9 protein-coding genes, 2 pseudogenes and 1 riboswitch are annotated in these 14,488 nt (G+C 71.4%); of the genes and pseudogenes, 5 read left to right on the forward strand and 6 right to left on the reverse strand.

The window, feature by feature from the left end:
* Window positions 1-10: 10 nt before the first annotated feature.
* Entirely contained in the window at window positions 11-523 is a 513-nt protein-coding gene (locus tag ACK8N7_RS17270; RefSeq protein ID WP_500445767.1) for a hypothetical protein, read from the reverse strand.
* Window positions 524-525: 2 nt separating this feature from the next.
* On the opposite strand from ACK8N7_RS17270, the pseudogene ACK8N7_RS17275 reads away from it, so the two are divergent.
* Window positions 526-956 (forward strand): annotated as a pseudogene (locus tag ACK8N7_RS17275) (TetR/AcrR family transcriptional regulator); the annotation flags it as partial.
* A gap of 19 nt (window positions 957-975) precedes the next feature.
* Here the strand turns inward: ACK8N7_RS17275 and ACK8N7_RS17280 are convergent.
* Window positions 976-1,512: pseudogene (locus ACK8N7_RS17280) on the reverse strand (pyridine nucleotide-disulfide oxidoreductase); the annotation flags it as partial.
* Window positions 1,513-2,268: 756 nt separating this feature from the next.
* Window positions 2,269-2,757, reverse strand: a complete 489-nt coding sequence (locus tag ACK8N7_RS17285) for a TIR domain-containing protein (protein WP_500443082.1) — start codon at window positions 2,755-2,757, stop codon at window positions 2,269-2,271.
* Between the two features lie 285 nt (window positions 2,758-3,042).
* Between ACK8N7_RS17285 and ACK8N7_RS17290 the strand changes: the two genes are divergently transcribed.
* A complete protein-coding gene (locus ACK8N7_RS17290) occupies window positions 3,043-4,887 on the forward strand; it encodes a lysyl oxidase family protein (RefSeq protein WP_500443084.1) in 1,845 nt (614 codons plus the stop codon).
* Window positions 4,888-4,954: 67 nt separating this feature from the next.
* Here ACK8N7_RS17290 and ACK8N7_RS17295 read toward each other — a convergent pair whose 3' ends face one another.
* Together ACK8N7_RS17295 and cobN are read right to left on the reverse strand one after the other, a co-directional pair.
* Window positions 4,955-6,109: a hypothetical protein gene (locus ACK8N7_RS17295; RefSeq protein ID WP_500443086.1), complete on the reverse strand. Its 1,155-nt coding sequence runs from the start codon at window positions 6,107-6,109 to the stop codon at window positions 4,955-4,957.
* Window positions 6,110-6,178: 69 nt separating this feature from the next.
* The gene (gene cobN / locus ACK8N7_RS17300; protein ID WP_500443088.1) at window positions 6,179-9,784 is read right to left on the reverse strand and encodes a cobaltochelatase subunit CobN; all 3,606 of its coding nucleotides are present in this window, start codon (window positions 9,782-9,784) and stop codon (window positions 6,179-6,181) included.
* Between the two features lie 118 nt (window positions 9,785-9,902).
* Window positions 9,903-9,982: riboswitch (cobalamin riboswitch) on the reverse strand.
* Between the two features lie 258 nt (window positions 9,983-10,240).
* On the opposite strand from cobN, the gene ACK8N7_RS17305 reads away from it, so the two are divergent.
* From ACK8N7_RS17305 to ACK8N7_RS17315, 3 genes are read left to right on the forward strand one after another with little or no spacing between them, the layout of a single operon-like run.
* Complete coding sequence (locus ACK8N7_RS17305; protein WP_500443090.1) at window positions 10,241-11,515, forward strand: ferredoxin-like domain-containing protein; 1,275 nt, start codon at window positions 10,241-10,243, stop codon at window positions 11,513-11,515.
* A 53-nt stretch (window positions 11,516-11,568) separates the two neighbouring features.
* Window positions 11,569-12,195, forward strand: a complete 627-nt coding sequence (locus ACK8N7_RS17310) for a precorrin-8X methylmutase (protein ID WP_015610086.1) — start codon at window positions 11,569-11,571, stop codon at window positions 12,193-12,195.
* Window positions 12,195-13,736 carry a precorrin-2 C(20)-methyltransferase gene (locus tag ACK8N7_RS17315; RefSeq protein WP_500443092.1) on the forward strand — a complete coding sequence of 514 codons (1,542 nt, stop codon included), beginning with the start codon at window positions 12,195-12,197 and terminating at the stop codon, window positions 13,734-13,736. Before ACK8N7_RS17310 ends, ACK8N7_RS17315 begins: the two co-directional genes overlap by 1 nt.
* Here ACK8N7_RS17315 and ACK8N7_RS17320 read toward each other — a convergent pair.
* On the reverse strand, window positions 13,706-14,482 hold the full coding sequence (locus ACK8N7_RS17320) for a cobalt-precorrin-6A reductase (RefSeq protein ID WP_500443094.1): 777 nt from the start codon (window positions 14,480-14,482) through the stop codon (window positions 13,706-13,708). The genes ACK8N7_RS17315 and ACK8N7_RS17320 overlap by 31 nt on opposite strands.
* Window positions 14,483-14,488 lie beyond the last annotated feature (6 nt).

Genomic DNA, 14,488 nt, shown 5'->3' on the forward strand with positions numbered 1-14,488 from the left:
CCCCGACGCGTCACGCCGTCCGGGTGCGTCCCAGGCGGAGCGCGGAGACGAGGAAGAAGACGCCGCCGACGAAGGCGTACCCGGCCAGGTCGGTGAGTGAAGCGCCGTCCTTGCCGGCCTGGGCGAGGAACGTGGCGCCGGCGAGTGTGGAGATGCCCCCGCTGGCGATCATCGCCCACTGGCCGCCGAGTTGGCGGCGGGCAGCGCCGACGACGAGTTGGACGACGCCCGCGGTGATGGCCCAGACGCCCCAGACACGCAGGACGGCGGGGATGCCGGCCGTGGCGGCGATGGCGAGGCCGATGCCGCTGAGGGTGCTGAGCGCGATGTTCACGTACAGGCCGCGCACCGGTTGGGCGTTCGCCCGGGCGGACCGGAGGTCGACGACCGCGCACGCCACATCGAACAAGGGGTAGATCACCAGCAGCGTGACCGTGAGCGCGCCCAGCGTGTCGGCGGTCGCGAACAGCAGGGCGGCCCACACCGCGGCGAACGCGAAGCGCAGGAAGTACAGCTTGCGCAGGGCACTTCACCGGCAAGGAGGACCTCGTCCTCGCCTACCTCGACCGGGCCGACCGGGGAATCCGGGCCGGCATCGAGGGCGTACGGGCGGGTGAGCCGTCGGCGGCCGACGCGGTCCGGGCGATCGGCCGGTTCATCACCGGAGGCATCGAGAGCACCGGCTTCCGCGGCTGCGCCTTCCTCAACGCGGTGGCCGAATACCCCGACCCGCCCACCCCATCCACCAAGCCGTCCTGGCCCACCGCCAGTGGTTCCTGGATACGGTCACCGAGTTCCTGGCGCAGGTCGGCGACCGGCCCGCCGAGGAAGCCGGCCGGCACTTCGTCATGCTCCGCGACGGCGCCATGGCCTCCGGCTGCCTCTCCGACCCGAAGCCGATCGCTGCGACCTTCCTCCTGGGCGTCGAAGGGATTCTGCGGGCGCGCGGGGCCTGAGCTTTTTGCCGGCCGCCGCCTACAGAAGATCCCGCGCGGCGTAGTGGGCGTGCAGCGCAGCCTCGCTGCCGGAGCCCAAGGCCGTCATGATGCGCTGGTAGCGGGCTGAGCGGAGATCGCCGGCCACGATGATGCGCGGGTGCTGGACGGCCGGCGGGCAGTAGTCGTCGGCGTCCCGGACCAGGTCGCCTGCGGGAGCGGTGGGCGCGCTCCCGGAGCTGAGGTACGTCATGTCCGCCATGACCGAGCGCCGTCGGCCGTTCCGGCTCTCCACGTCGGCCGTCAGCGCGGCCCATCGGAGGGGTGCGGTGTCAGATGCGTGACGGGCAGAAGCCTGACGCGGGCGTCGTCACGGATCTCCTCGATCTTGTACGTAACGGCCCCCGGTTACGCCACGAGCAGGCGGGTGCCGGTGGCCGAGTGGGCGCGGAGGAAGGTGCCGATCGGGCGGTCGCCGCCGGGGACGAGGAGCGTACGGCCCTCGGCGTCGTCCGGGCCTGCCAGAACGGGTCAAGGTGAGGCCGCTGGGGGGGGTGACCCAGGGCCCGTCGCCGGGCAGGTTGACGAAACTGCCCGGAGTACACAAACAGGCATGGATTGAGCCCAGTTGATCGTCAGGGGCGGGCGCGACAGGGCGAGATCTTCAGACACCGTTCAGCCCGAACGATCGGAGTATCTCTGCGAGCGCGGCTTTCACAGACCGGCAGGCACCGTGGGGGACCGAGACCGCTCGCCCCGCAAGGGGCATACGCACGCACGTGGACATTGAGGCCTTCGATCTGCAAATCCCAGCCAGAACCTTTCCCGTCTCCTTGGTGTGGAAGGCATCCGGAAGTCCATACTCTCCCGCAAGATCTAGGCATCGCTCACCCACGTCGAATACCGCCCCGCGCAATCCGAATCTCCGTCGCGCCTTATGAGGCGCTCCTGTCCCGTCCGTATCCACCTCTCACGCGCCTTGGAGACTCACCATCCGTCTGGCTCTCGCCAAAATCGGCTCATGTCGGTGCCCACAAATACGCCGAGAGTGACACCCGCACCGGGACCTCACATAATGTGCGGGCTCGGATCCCCATAGCCAAAAGGACTCGTTTACGAGGCAGGATCGGGCCGCTCAGACGTGGGACGTCGGCAGTGTATCCGCCCTCTGTTCCCGGCCCAAGCCCTTGCCCAGTGCGAGCATGAAAGAGCGGAACCCGCTGGAGCGTCGAAGCTGAGCTACACACCGATCCCCGATAGACGGAGATACTCGCGCCAACTGCTCGGCCATATAAATAGAGTCCTGCCGAACATTACGGTAATCAAATCGAAGCTACTGCAGGAAAGCCAAGCTCACCAATGACTCCGGGAGATCATCCTGACGTAAACGATCAGCCCCGGACAGCAACACGGGGACGACTATCCGGTTGAGCCTGAACGCTTCTTCGATCTCCTTCTGAACCCAGTCAAAGGCATCTGGGGAACTACCCTTGAGAGTGTTGAATTTATCTGACCAACCAGGATCCACTACGACGAGCATCACCTGGCATTCGCTCACGGCTTTCAGTATGGACTCTGCGAAATCAGAACCAGCGACTACTGACTTCGCTGCCCGAAATGCCTGATCTTCGCCGAAGCGTTCCGACAGCAACGCGTCCAGGAGAGCCGCAGCGTAGGCCCCTCCACCTTTGCGATAGTTGATAAATATATGGACCACTTGGCATCCCTTCGCCCGAATCTTCAGCGATGCCGTCCCTTGCGGAACGCAATCAGAACCCCCGATACAGCGTGATGTCGGGGTCCGATACAGCATGGCGTCCATCTTTCCGAGGGACGGCGTCGGCTTCCTAGCGCTCCGCTCTCCGTGGCCGAAAAGTGTGGAGCCCCCGCCCCGGCAGAGCCAATGCTCAGCAGCCACTTCGGCGTCCACGGAGCCACGCGATGAGGATGACTTTTCGGACAACCCTGGTCCATCCGGGGGGCCCGGGACAACCTCGAGCGCCGAACACCGCCTCTCACAGGCCGGACACAGCGTCGCCACAGGTGCGTTGGGGCCGTGCTGTTCGTCCGCGTCCCGTCACGCACTCGGAAGCCGGAAGTACGAGGAATGATGACCAGATCCCAGCAGGGCCGCACCAACCGCCTCACCCGCCCCTCGATCGCCATCGCCGCGGCCGTCGCCGTGACGGCGGGTGTCGTTGCCGCCGCGCCCGACGCGAAGACGGCGCAGCCGGGGCCGAAGCTCAGCCTGATCGCGGCCTCCGCGTCGGTGACGCTCGACTCGTGGAAGGAGGATCCCGGGGTCTATCTCGATCTCGGGACCTATCTCACCTCCGAGAACGGGGCCTTCGAGCTCAAGGTGACCCGTAAGTCCTACAAGGACCCGGTCGTCGCCGCGCAGATCATCCGGGACGGGAAGAAGACGCAGACCAAGGCGCTCCCCGCGGGGCTGGTGAAGGACTTCTCCGGGCTGCCGGACTTCGCGCAGATCAGCGTCATCGACGCGGCGGGGAAGTCGGTGCTGGAGAAGACCGAGGCCTTCTGTCCCAACAACGCGTCCGGACGTGTGCGGCCCGATGCTCCCGCCAACTCGAAGTATCCGCAGAGCTGTCCGGTCAACCCCTTCACCCTCGGCTCCGTGTGGGGCGTGGAGAACGGGTGGGCGGCCAACACCTACGCCGGGTACTACTCCGATGCGGTCCAGCTGCCCGTCGGGACGTACACCGCCAAGGTCTCCGTGACCAAGAAGTACCGCGACCTCTTCGGCATCGAGGACAAGCCGCAGAGCGTCAAGGTGACCGTTCGTGAGCGGAGTTGGGAGGGTGAGGGGGGCGGTGAAGGCGTGTCCGCGTCCTCTGCCGGGGCCTCCTCCAAGTCCGCGGCCAAGTCCGGGCACGACGCCCACGCCGGCCATGGCACCGCCGCCTCCGAGCACGGTGCCGCCGCCGCTCCGGCCGCCGCTCCGGCCGCCGCCTCCGGCCACGCCGGGCACGGCGCCCCCGCCCGTACCGACGCCCCCGCCGCCGCGACGAGCGGCGCCGGGTCCACGTACAACGTCGGTCACGGGCCCTACCCCCCGGCGCCGCCCGCCCTCCCCTGGGCGCTCAAGAAGCAGGCCGCGGAGAAGGGCGCCCTCGGGCGGCAGGGGTTCTCCGCCGCCGCGGTCGGTGACCGGACCGGGCAGACCGACGGGTCGCGGCAGGCGCCCGGTGTGCAGCCCAACGCGAAGCGGCCCGCCGGCAAGGCGACCGTGCCCGACGTGCCCAAGCCCGACCTGCGCTCGCTGCCCGCGTACGGCATCACCGTCAGCGACGGTTACGAGGACGTGCCCGGCAAGGACTACCTCGCCTTCAGCGCCAACGTGTGGAACGCGGGCCCGGCCAAGCTCGTCGTGGACGGCTTCCGCTCCCCGGGCAAGGAGCTGATGGACGCGTACCAATACTTCTACGACGCCGACGGCAAGCAGGTCGGCTACACCCCGACCGGCACCATGGAGTGGGACCCGCGCCCCGGTCACGAGCACTGGCACTTCACGGACTTCGCCAGCTACCGGCTGCTGAAGGCCGACCAGAAGGAGACCGTCCGCAGCGGCAAGGAAGCCTTCTGCCTGGCCAACACCGACGCCGTCGACTACACGGTGAAGAACGCCAACTGGCACCCGGGCAACACCGACCTGTCCACCGCGTGCGGCCAGGAGAACTCGATCTCCGTCCGCGAGGTGCTCGACATCGGCTCCGGTGACACCTACACCCAGGACCTGCCCGGCCAGTCCTTCGACATCACCGACCTGCCGAACGGCACGTACTACATCCAGGTCCTCGCCAACCCGGAGAACCGGCTCAAGGAGACCAACCACGACAACAACAGCGCCCTGCGCAAGGTCGTCCTCGGAGGGAAGAAGGGCGCCCGTACGGTGAAGGTTCCCGCCCATCACCTGGTGGACGCCAACTGATCCACGGTTCATCGCCTCCCTTACGCCCCCTGTGATGCCGGCCCCGGGTTCCGCCCCGGGGCCGGCATCACCCGCTCTCCCCCACCGCCCGCCGGTCCGTGATCCGGGCCGTCGCGTCCGCGTCCAGGTGGGCAGTGCCCTCCTTGCCGGTCACGGTGACCCGGACCCTCGGCCCCGCCCCTGCGCCGGTGCCCGGGATGACGTCGATGCGCCAGCTCTCGGGGTCCCGTACGCCGAGGGTCGTGCGGGCCTCGCGGACCAGGCCGGGGAAGAGTTCGTACGGGAGGGACTGGAGGCGCACGGTCTCGGAGACCGGGCGGGTGGAGTCGCCGCGCACCGCCATGCGGTGGTCCTCGATGGTGATCGCGGTGACGTACGCGGTGCCCACCCGGGTCTCCAGCTCCATCGCCGTCACCCGCATGCGCCCGAAGGTGAGCAGGGAGGCCGAGGGCCCGGAGACGGTGGTGGAGGTCGAGAACGTACGGGAGGCGGAGGAGGACGAGGAGGAGGACGGCGGCTTCGCCCCGGCCTCACCGTCACCGCCGGAGGTGAACAGCTCGCCCCGGAACAGCAGCACCACCAGCGCCGCCCCCGCCAGGAACGCGAACAGGGTCAGCATGCACCACGAGCCCTCGCTCACGCCCGGGTCCGCCACCAGGGTCGACTCGGGTGCGGAGTCGATCTCCGCCTCCTCCGCCCGGCGGCTCCACTCCGGGGTCGGGCGGGTGACGATCCGCACGTTCCAGGGCTCGTCCGGGCGGTACTCCACGACCGCGATCCCGCGCGGCCGGTAGGCGGGGATGTCGACCAGGTTGATGGGCTGGTCGATCTTCACGCGGTACGCCGGCCGGTCCTCCGGCGCCACGGTCAGCCGGAACTTCACCGGTACGTCGGCCGATTCGCCGCTCGTCGCCCGCAGGTCCTCGATCCGGGCGAGGGCGATCCGGCCGGCCGGTGGCCCCTCGCGCGCCGGAGAGCGCCTCCCGGCGAGGACTCCGACGAGGATAAGGACGACCAGGACCCCGCCCCCGGTGAGGAAGACGGGCACATCCTTCATGATCACGGCGACGACGAGGGCGGCGAGCGCCGCTCCGGTCACCGCGGAGACGACCGTCAGGCGCAGGGCGACAAGAAACTCGCTCAGAGCCGAACGCTTGGGCACAGTCTGCCCGTTGGCCTCATCGACGTCCTGCCAGGCCTGCCCCTGCCCCGTTGTCCCCATGACCGTGATTGTGCCGGTCGGAGACGGATCGGGGCAGAGGCGGGGGAAGGCCGGAAGAAGAAGGTGAGGTCAGTCCTCACCCTCCAGATTGCCTTCGGTCTCCAGGTAGACCTGGCGGAGCGCTTCGAGGACCGCCGGATCCGGCTTGGCCCACATGCCGCGCGACTCGGCCTCCAGCAGACGTTCCGCGATCCCGTGCAGGGCCCAGGGGTTGGCCTCCTGGAGGAACTGCCGGTTCTCCGGGTCGAGGACGTACGTCTCGGTGAGCTTGTCGTACATCCAGTCGGCGACGACGCCGGTCGTGGCGTCGTACCCGAAGAGGTAGTCGACGGTGGCCGCGAGCTCGAACGCGCCCTTGTAGCCGTGGCGGCGCATCGCCTCGATCCACTTGGGGTTGACGACCCGGGCACGGAAGACGCGGGAGGTCTCCTCGACCAGGGTGCGCGTGCGGACGGTCTCGGGGCGGGTGGAGTCCCCGATGTACGCCTCCGGGGCCTTGCCCTTCAGCGCACGCACGGTAGCCACCATGCCGCCGTGGTACTGGAAGTAGTCGTCCGAGTCCGCGATGTCGTGCTCGCGGGTGTCGGTGTTCTTCGCGGCGACCTCGATCCGCTTGTACGCGGTCTCCATCTCCTCGCGGGCCGGGCGGCCGTCGAGCTCGCGGCCGTAGGCGTAACCGCCCCAGACCGTGTAGACCTCGGCGAGGTCGGCGTCGGTGCGCCAGTCGCGGGAGTCGATGAGCTGGAGGAGCCCGGCGCCGTACGTGCCGGGGCGCGAGCCGAAGATGCGGGTGGTGGCCCGGCGTTCGTCGCCGTGCTCGGCCAGGTCGGCCTGGGTGTGCGCCCGTACGTAGTTCTGCTCGGCGGGCTCGTCCAGCGAGGCGGCCAGGCGTACGGCGTCGTCGAGCAGCCCGATCGTGTGCGGGAACGCGTCCCGGAAGAAGCCCGAGATGCGGAGCGTGACATCGATACGGGGGCGGCCCAACTCCTCGTACGCGATGGGCTCCAGGCCCGTCACGCGGCGCGAGGCGTCGTCCCAGACGGGCCGGATGCCGAGGAGCGCGAAGGCTTCGGCGATGTCGTCGCCCGCCGTGCGCATGGCGCTGGTGCCCCAGAGGGAGAGACCGACGGAGGTGGGCCAGTCGCCGTTGTCGGTGCGGTAGCGGGTGAGGAGCGACTCGGCCAGCGCCTGCCCGGTCTCCCAGGCGAGCTTGGAGGGGACGGCCTTCGGGTCGACCGAGTAGAAGTTACGTCCGGTCGGCAGCACGTTCACCAGCCCGCGCAGCGGCGACCCGGACGGACCGGCCGGCACGAACCCACCGTTCAACGCGTGTACGGCGTGCGTGAGTTCGTCGGTGGTGGCCGCCATGCGCGGGACGACCTCGGTGGCCGCGAAGGTGAGGATGGCGGCCACCGCGTCCGGCAGCCCGGCGGCGACACCGGCGACGGCGGCCGGGTCCCAGTCGGCGTCGTCCATAGCCTGGACGAGCGCGCGGGCCTGCTCCTCGATCGTGTCGGCGGCCGTGCGGGTGGCGGCCGACTCATCGAGCCCGAGCGCCTCGCGGAGCCCCGGCAGCGACGCCGTACCGCCCCAGATCTGGCGGGCGCGCAGCACGGCGAGCACCAGGTTGACCCGGTCGTTCCCGGCGGGCGGGTTGCCCAGCACATGCAGCCCGTCGCGGATCTGGACGTCCTTGATCTCGCAGAGCCAGCCGTCGAGATGCATGATGAAGTCGTCGAAGCCCTCGTCCTCCGGCCGGTCCTCCAGGCCGAGGTCGTGGTCGAGCTTCGCGGCCTGGATCAGCGTCCAGATCTGCGCGCGGATCGCGGGCAGCTTCGCCGGGTCCATCGCGGCGATCTGGGCGTGCTCGTCCAGGAGTTGCTCCAGGCGCGCGATGTCGCCGTAGCTGTCGGCGCGGGCCATCGGCGGCACCAGGTGGTCGATCAGCGTGGCGTGGACGCGCCGCTTGGCCTGCGTACCCTCGCCCGGGTCGTTCACCAGGAACGGGTAGACGAGCGGGAGATCACCGAGGGCGGCATCCGGTCCGCAGGCGGCCGAGAGACCGGCGTTCTTGCCCGGCAGCCACTCCAGGTTCCCGTGCTTGCCGAGGTGGATCATGGCGTCGGCGCCGAAGCCGTTGTCGTCGGCGGAGGCGGCGATCCAGCGGTAGGCGGCCAAGTAATGGTGGGACGGCGGGAGATCGGGGTCGTGGTAGATCGCGATCGGGTTCTCGCCGAAGCCGCGCGGCGGCTGGATGAGGATGAGGAGGTTCCCGCGCAGCAGGGCCGCGAGAACGATGTCCCCGTCCGGGTTGGCGGACCGGTCCACGAACATCTCGCCGGGCGCCGGGCCCCAGTGCTCCTCCACGGCGGTGCGCAGCTCCTCCGGGAGCGTGGCGAACCAGCGGCGGTAGTCGGCGGCCGGGATACGGACCGGGTTCTTGGCCAACTGCTCGTCGGTCAGCCACTCCTGGTCGTGGCCGCCCGCCTCGATCAGCGCGTAGATCAGCTCGTCGCCGTCGCCGGAGACCAGCCCCGGGATGTCGGCCTCGGGCCCGAAGTCGTACCCCTCGGCGCGCAGCCGCCGCAGCAGGGCCACGGCACTGGCGGGCGTGTCGAGACCGACGGCGTTCCCGATCCTGGAGTGCTTGGTCGGATACGCGGACAGCACGAGCGCGATCTTCTTCTCCGCGTTCGGGATGTGCCGCAGCTTCGCGTGCCGTACGGCGATCCCGGCGACCCGGGCGGCCCGCTCGGCGTCGGCGACGTACGCGGGCAGCCCGTCCTCGTCGATCTCCTTGAACGAGAACGGGACCGTGATCAGCCGCCCGTCGAACTCCGGCACCGCGATCTGGGTGGCCGCGTCCAGCGGGGAGACGCCCTCGTCGTTCTCCTCCCACGCGGCGCGCGGGCTGGTGAGGCAGAGCGCCTGGAGGATCGGCACATCGAGCCCGGTGAGCGCCCCCGCGTCCCACGACTCGTCGTCGCCACCGGCCGAGGCCTCGGCGGGCCGGGTGCCGCCCGCCGCGAGGACGGTGGTCACGATGGCGTCGGCGGCGCGGAGCTCGTCGATCAGCTCGGTCTCCGGCGTACGGAGAGACGCGACGTACAGCGGGAGGGGCCGGGCTCCCGCGTCCTCCACCGCCGTGCACAGCGCGTCGATGAACGCGGTGTTCCCGCTCATGTGGTGGGCGCGGTAGTAGAGGACGGCGACGGTCGGCGCGCCCTCGGGCACCGCACGGGCCTCCCGCTCCAGCGGGCCCCACGCGGGGGCCGGGGCGGGCGGCTCGAAGCCGTGGCCGGTCAGCAGCACGGTGTCGGAGAGGAACCGGGCCAGCTGCTCCAGGTTGGCGGGCCCGCCGTGCGCGAGGTAGGCGTGCGCCTCGGCCGCGATACCGATCGGCACGGTGGAGGCGGCCATCAACTGGGCGTCCGGGGCCTGCTCACCGGTCAGCACGACGACGGGGCGGCCGGTGGCCAGCACGGCGTCGAGGCCCTCCTGCCACGCGCGTACGCCGCCGAGGAGCCGGACGACGACGAGGTCGGTGCCGTCCAGCAGCTCCGGGAGGCCGTCGAGGTCGACGCGGGAGGGGTTGGCGTACCGGTAGCTGACCGGTCCCTCGGAGGCTCGGGCGCTCAGGAGGTCGGTGTCGGACGTCGACAGGAGCAGGATCATGCTGCGTCAGGCCTTCCTCGGGGTGTCCACGCCCCGGGCGGTGTCGGAGGGGTCTCCCCTCGTCCGGTCCGGAGACCGGGCGCTGCGCTCGGCTCGGAAACCGGGCGCTCGGGGAAGGGAGTTCCTGACTCGCCCGGCCGGTGGTGGCGGCCGTGCTCACAGTGGCGGGACCGCGCCGGAATCACACCGGGCTTCCTCCCCTGTCGCCGTCTGGCGATGGCGGCCTGAACGGACCACCGCCTGCATCCTAAGCGGCGGGGGTGGGGGCGGGGCAGGGGGCGGGGGTGCGGTGGTGATCACTGTTTGCGGGGCGGTGAGGTGAGTCGCCGCGATTCCCTGTCCCGCAGGTCGGAGCGCGGGAGCCGGAGCCCTGTCCCGCAGGTCGGAGCATGGAAGCCGGGCCCCTGTCCCGCAGGTCACAGACGCGGGCCCGCCGCCGGGACCGGCCCGGTCGGTATGCTCGCCGCCATGCCCGATTCCGCCCCCTCGCCCCTTTCCGCGGGCGGCGTCTCCCCCCGTGCCGGTGGCGACGCCTGCCCGGGAACACTGCGGCTGCACCGGGCCGACGACGGGGCGCTGGCCCGCGTACGCATCCCCGGCGGCGTGCTGAGCGCGGACCGGGCGGAGGCGCTGCTGACGGCGGCGGGCCGGTTCGGGGACGGTGAGCTGCATCTCACCTCGCGCGGCAACGTACAGCTGCGCGGCCTCGGTACGGAGTGCGGCGGCGAGCTCGCGGCCCTGCTCACGGCCGCCGGCCTCCTGCCCTCCGCCGCACACGAGCGGGCCCGCAACATCGTGGCCTCGCCGCTGGCAGGCCTGGACGGTTCGCCGTCGCTCGGGCCATGGCTGGCCGAGCTGGACCGCCTGGTGTGCGGTTCGGCGGCCGCCGCCACCCTCTCCGGCCGCTTCCTCTTCGCCCTGGACGACGGCCGGGGCGACGTGGACGCCCTCGGCGCGGACGTGACGCTGATCGCGGAGGGCCACTCGGAGACCGCCCTGCTGCGGATCGGGGCGGCCGACGAGGTGTTCCGGGTCCCGGCCGCCGAGGCCCCGCGCGCAGCGCTGCTGGCCGCCGAGGAGTTCCTCCGCGCGGCCCGGGACTCCGGCGCCTGGCGCGTGAAGGACCTGCCCGACGACGTACGGGCAGAGCTGGCCCGCACCATCGGCTCGGCGGCAGGCCCGGCGGTCCACCGCCCCCGCCCGCGTACGGCAACGCCCCCCGCCCCAGGACCCCACGGCTCCGCGATCACCGCCAGTGTCCCCCTGGGCAGGCTCACCCCCACCCAGTGGCGCCTGCTCACGGAAACAGCCAGGCGGTACGGCGGCGAGCTGCGGCTCACCCCCTGGCGCGGGATCGTCATCCCCTTCGGAGCCGGCCGGGACGAGGCGGCGGAGGCACTCCGCGCCCTGGACGCGGCAGGCCTGATCACCGCCCCCGACTCCCCCTGGACCGGCGTCGGCGCCTGCATCGGCCACCCGGGCTGCGCGAAGTCGCTGTCCGACGTACGGGCCGAAGCGGGGGCCGCCGTCGGACCCCCCGGGCGGCTACCTGTGTACTGGTCCGGGTGCGAACGCCGCTGCGGCCACCCCCACGGGGAGTGGATCGACGTGGTCGTCACGCCGGACGGACACCGGATCTCGCACGTACGGGGAGAGCGCCGGGACCCTCCGACGACCGTGAGGAACGACCCGGCGGCACTGGCGGCAGCGGTAGCCACGGCCCGCGCCTGAACACCCTTACACCCTTCCTTGATGAGCTCCCGGCAGAAGAAAGCGACAGCACTGTGCACCAGTACGAGAAGGACGGACCGGCGATCTACCGCCAGTCCTTCGCCACCATCCGCGCGGAGGCGGATCTGGCCGGGCTGCCCGCCGACGTCAGCCAGGTCGCCGTGCGGATGATCCACGCCTGCGGCATGGTCGACCTCGTGACGGACCTCGCCTTCTCGCCGAACGCCGTGGCCGACGCCCGCGCGGCCCTGCGCTCCGGCGCCCCGATCCTCTGCGATGTGGCGATGGTGGCCAGCGGAGTCACGCGCAAGCGGCTGCCCGCGAACAACGACGTGGTGTGCACGCTGTCCGACCCGTCCGTGCCCGAGCTGGCCGCGAAGATGGGCACGACCCGCAGCGCGGCGGCCCTGGAGCTGTGGCGGGACCGGATGGAGGGGGCGGTGGTCGCGGTGGGCAACGCCCCGACGGCCCTGTTCCGCCTGCTGGAGATGATCGAGGAGGGCGCCCCGCGCCCCGCCGCCGTCATCGGCGTCCCGGTCGGCTTCATCGGTGCGGCCGAGTCGAAGGAGGCGCTGGCCGGGCACGCGTCGGGTCTGGAGCACCTGATCGTGCGGGGCAGGCGCGGCGGCAGCGCGATAGCGGCGGCGGCCATCAACGCCATAGCCAGCGAGGAAGAGTAGTGAGCTCCCCAGTGACGGACATCAACAGTGGTGGCGGCAGGCTGTACGGCGTCGGGCTGGGCCCCGGCGACCCGAACCTGATGACGCTCCGGGCCGTCCAGGTCATCGGCGAGGCCGATGTCATCGCGTACCACAGCGCCCGCCACGGCCGTTCGATCGCCCGGTCCATCGCGGCGGCGCACCTGCGCCCGGACCACATCGAGGAGCCCCTGGTCTACCCCGTCACGACGGAGACCACGGACCACCCGGGCGGCTACCGGGGCGCGCTGGAGGAGTTCTACGAGAAGGCCGCGGCCCGCCTCGCGGCGCATCTTGACGCGGGCCGGACGGTCGCGGTCCTCGCCGAGGGCGACCCGATGTTCTACGGCTCGTACATGCACATGCACAAGCGCCTGGCGGACCGGTACGCCACCGAGGTCATCCCGGGCGTCACCTCGGTCAGCGCGGCGGCAGCCCGCCTGGGCACCCCCCTGGTCGAGGGCGAGGAGATCCTCACGATCCTCCCCGGCACCCTCCCGGAGGAGGAGCTGACGGCCCGTCTCGCCGCCACCGACACCGCGGTGGTGATGAAGCTGGGGCGTACGTTCCCGGCGGTGCGCGGGGCGTTCGAGGCGTCGGGGCGGCTGGCGGAGGCGCGGTACGTGGAGCGCGCGACGATGGCCGGGGAGCGCACGGGCGACCTGGCGGACATCGACCCGGCGTCGGTGCCGTACTTCTCGGTGGCGGTGCTGCCGAGCCGGGTGGACGCGGTCAGGCCTTCTGGACAGGCCGGCTCGGGCGAGGTCGTCGTCGTGGGCACCGGCCCGGCAGGCCCGCTGTGGCTGACGCCGGAAACGCGGGGCGCCCTGGCGGCGGCCGACGCCCTGGTCGGCTACACGACCTACCTGGACCGGGTCCCGGTCCGTCCCGGCCAGGCGCGGCACGGCTCGGACAACAAGGTGGAGTCGGAACGCGCCGAGTTCGCGCTGGACCTGGCCCGGCGGGGCCACCGCGTCGCGGTGGTCTCGGGCGGCGACCCCGGGGTCTTCGCGATGGCGACGGCGGTGCTGGAGGTGGCCACGCAGGAGGAGTACGCGGACATTCCGGTACGGGTCCTGCCCGGCGTCACCGCGGCCAACGCGGCGGCGGCGCGCGCCGGCGCACCCCTGGGCCACGACTACGCCACGATCTCCCTCTCGGACCGCCTCAAGCCGTGGGAGGTCATCGCGGAACGGCTGCGCGCGGCGGCCTCGGCGGACCTGGTGCTCGCGCTGTACAACCCCGGCTCGAAGTCCCGTACGTGGCAGGTCGCCAAGGCCCGCGACCTGCTCCTGGAACACCGCTCCCCGGACACCCCGGTCGTTCTGGCACGGGACGTCGGCGGACCGACGGAGGACGTACGTACGGTACGGCTGGCGGATGTCGACCCGGCGGAGGTGGACATGCGGACGCTGCTGATCGTGGGCTCGTCGCAGACGCGCTGGGTGGAGCGGGGCGGGACGGGCAGGTCCATCGTGTGGACCCCGCGCCGCTACCCGGAGGCTGCCGGGCCCTCCGCGTAGAGCTTCCGTGCGACCCACTCCACGGCCTCGTCGGCCGTAGCGGCCACCGGCACCCCTTCGGGAACCGGTGGCCGCCGCACCACGACGACGGGAATCCCGGCCTCACGGGCGGCGGTGAGCTTGGGGGCGGTTGCATCGCCCCCGCTGTCCTTGGTGACGAGCACATCGATCCGATGCCGCCGAATGATCTCCCGCTCACCTTCAAGGCTGAACGGCCCCCGATCAAGCAGAACTTCCATCCTCCAAGGGCAGGGCGGCTCCGGCGCATCGACGGACCGCACAAGAAACCACAACGCATCAAGCTCGGCGAAGGCGGCGAGCCCCATCCGCCCGGTGGTGAGGAAGACCCGCTCACCGAGTGCGGGCAGCAGCTCGGCGGCCTCGGCGAGCGAGGCGACGGAGTGCCAGCGGTCACCGTCCTGGGCGACCCAGCCCGGCCGGCGGAGGGCGAGAAGAGGAACATGGGCCTGCGCGGCGGCCAGGGCCGCGTTCCGGCTCATGGTGGCGGCGAAGGGGTGGGTGGCATCGACAAGCGCATCGACGTGGTGCTCACGTACCCACTCCGCAAGCCCGTCGGCCCCGCCGAACCCACCGACGCGCACGTCACCGGACGGAAGCCGGGGAGCGGCCACGCGCCCGGCGAGGGAACTCGTGACCCGCACGCGCGGATCACCGACAAGGCTCTCGGCCAGCTGCCGGCCCTCGGTAGTCCCCCCCAGAACAAGCACATGCACAGGCACAGTCATCGAAAC

Source organism: Streptomyces griseobrunneus (assembly GCF_046713465.1).
GTDB classification, from domain to species: Bacteria; Actinomycetota; Actinomycetes; order Streptomycetales; family Streptomycetaceae; genus Streptomyces; species Streptomyces microflavus.